Source organism: Vicinamibacteria bacterium (assembly GCA_035620555.1).
Lineage (GTDB): Bacteria > Acidobacteriota > Vicinamibacteria > Marinacidobacterales > SMYC01 > DASPGQ01.
This window is the reverse complement of record DASPGQ010000388.1, coordinates 1-2,039: the sequence shown is the minus strand read 5'-3', so window position 1 is coordinate 2,039 and position 2,039 is coordinate 1. Positions and strand designations below refer to the sequence as shown.

Here is a 2,039-nt window from a genome sequence, read left to right as displayed (position 1 = left end):
ACTTCGTTAGACCCCTCGTTCACATGTCCGCCGTCGAAGCCGAGCACGAGCGCTACTTCCGCGAGAAAGTATCGAGTCACTGGCTGAGTCGTATCGTCCCCTTGTGGCGGGCGCCTCGCGAAAACGGGGATCTGTTGAACGACGTGAGGCGGACCGTTACAATCCACGAATGAGAGGGACAGCCGCTCTCTTACTCGTTGCCGGCCTCGCGTCACCCCAAGACTATCCCCCCGCGCCCGGATTCGACCTGGACGGTTCCGATCCCGAGGCCGTGAGCATCGCGAATGAAGTGATGGAGGCTCTCGGCGGTTACGAGGCCTGGAACGAGACGCGCTTCCTCACCTGGAAGTTCTTCGGCCGGCGTACGCACGTCTGGGACAAACACACCGGGAATCTCCGTTTCGAGAACGAGGGCACGATCGTCCTGATGAACTTGAACACGAAGCAGGGTCGCGCGTTCGAGAACGGCGAAGAGATCTTGGATGATGCGAAGCGGGAGGAGGCACTGCAGCGGGCTTACGGGGCCTGGATCAACGACGCGTATTGGGTCTTCATGCCGTACAAGCTGAAGGACACGGGCGTAACCTTGAGGTACCTGGGCAACCGCACGACCGAAGCAGGTGCGGAGGCGGATGTCCTCGAGCTCACCTTCGAGTCCGTTGGCCTCACGCCTGAGAACAAGTACCACGTGTACGTCGACAAGACGACTCGGCTCGTCACCCAATGGGACTATTATCCGAAGGCGACCGACTCGGAGCCCGGCTTCAAGATTCCCTGGCAAGATTGGAAAAGATACGGCGCCATCCTGCTTTCCGCGGATCGGGGAGAGCGCAAGCACGAGAACTTGGCCGTTCTCGAGAACGTCCCCGACTCCGTATTCGAGAGCCCGGCCCCTTTGGACCCGCTTGCCTACGCGAGGTAGAGTAATAAGTTGAACCGTGGAGGTGGGCTGTGAGAAGACGTGGGGCCTCGAGACCGTCTGGTCTCTTCGCACTTGCCGTTTTGGCCGCTAGCATGGTGAGTTGGGTCTCGGGAGAAGATGCCTCCTACATCAAGGAGATCGAGAGCTGGCGTTCGGAGCGCGAGACCGACCTCAAGGCGGACGGAAGCTGGCTGACGGTAGCCGGTTTGTTCTGGCTCCGGGACGGGGAAAGCTCGGTCGGCGCCGACCCGACGGCCGACTTCGTGCTGCCCGAAGGCTCCGCACCTCCTCTAGTCGGTACTTTCTCTCATGCGGGCGACAAGACGACGTTTCGGGCGGCCGATGGCGTCGAGGTCACGAAGGACGGAGCGCCTATCCGGACCTCGGTGCTCGAGCCCGGCGAGAAGAACGCACTCGCGATCAAACGGCTTTCCATGTGGCTGCATCTCAGCGGGGATCGGAAGGCGATCCGATTGCGTGATCTCGATAGTCCGATTCGCAAGGAATTCAAAGGACTCTCGTGGTTCGCCGTCGATCCCAGCTATCGTGTCACGGCACGATTCGAGCCTTACGCCGAGCTCAAAGAGGTCGAGATGCTGAACATCCTGGGCGATATCGAGCGGTACAAGAGCCCGGGTATGGTCGAGTTCGAGCTCCACGGAGAGACCATCCGGATGGAGCCGCTCGAAACGTCCCAGGGTCTGTGGCTGATATTCCGCGACGGAACCAGCGGCAAGGAAACCTATCCCGCCGCCCGTTTCCTGCGCACCGGCCCACCGGAGAACGGTCGGGTCGTCGTCGACTTCAACAAAGCCTACAACCCGCCCTGCGTTTTCAATCCTTTCACGACCTGCCCCGTGCCGGTTCAGCAGAACCGCTTGAAGACTCGCGTGGAGGCGGGCGAGAAGGATTACCATAAGATCGATTCGTAGAGAAACCGAAGGAGATTGACGATGCAAACCCATCGATGGACGGTTTTCCTTGCCGTCGTTTTCACCTTGGCAGCCCTGGATGTCCACGCGCAACGCGGCTCGATTCGGGGCAAGCTCGTCGACGAGCAAGGAAACCCGGTCGAAGGGGTCACCTGTACGATCGAGCTGTCGGGCGGGGGAGGAAG

2 protein-coding genes are annotated in these 2,039 nt (G+C 60.7%); both read left to right on the top strand.

Going from position 1 to position 2,039, the window contains the following annotated elements:
• Nucleotides 1-169 precede the first annotated feature (169 nt).
• The gene (locus VEK15_15755) at nucleotides 170-922 is read left to right on the top strand and encodes a hypothetical protein (GenBank protein ID HXV62155.1); all 753 of its coding nucleotides are present in this window, start codon (nucleotides 170-172) and stop codon (nucleotides 920-922) included.
• Between the two features lie 92 nt (nucleotides 923-1,014).
• Nucleotides 1,015-1,854 (top strand): DUF1684 domain-containing protein, encoded by an 840-nt coding sequence (locus VEK15_15750; GenBank protein HXV62154.1) that lies wholly within the window; start codon nucleotides 1,015-1,017, stop codon nucleotides 1,852-1,854.
• The last annotated feature ends 185 nt before the right edge of the window (nucleotides 1,855-2,039 follow it).

Excerpts from the sequence above, each read along its gene's own strand:
- VEK15_15755 (HXV62155.1), top strand. The coding sequence starts at position 170 with ATGAGAGGGACAGCCGCTCTCTTACTCGTTGCCGGCCTCGCGTCACCC.
- VEK15_15750 (HXV62154.1), top strand. The coding sequence starts at position 1,015 with ATGGTGAGTTGGGTCTCGGGAGAAGATGCCTCCTACATCAAGGAGATC.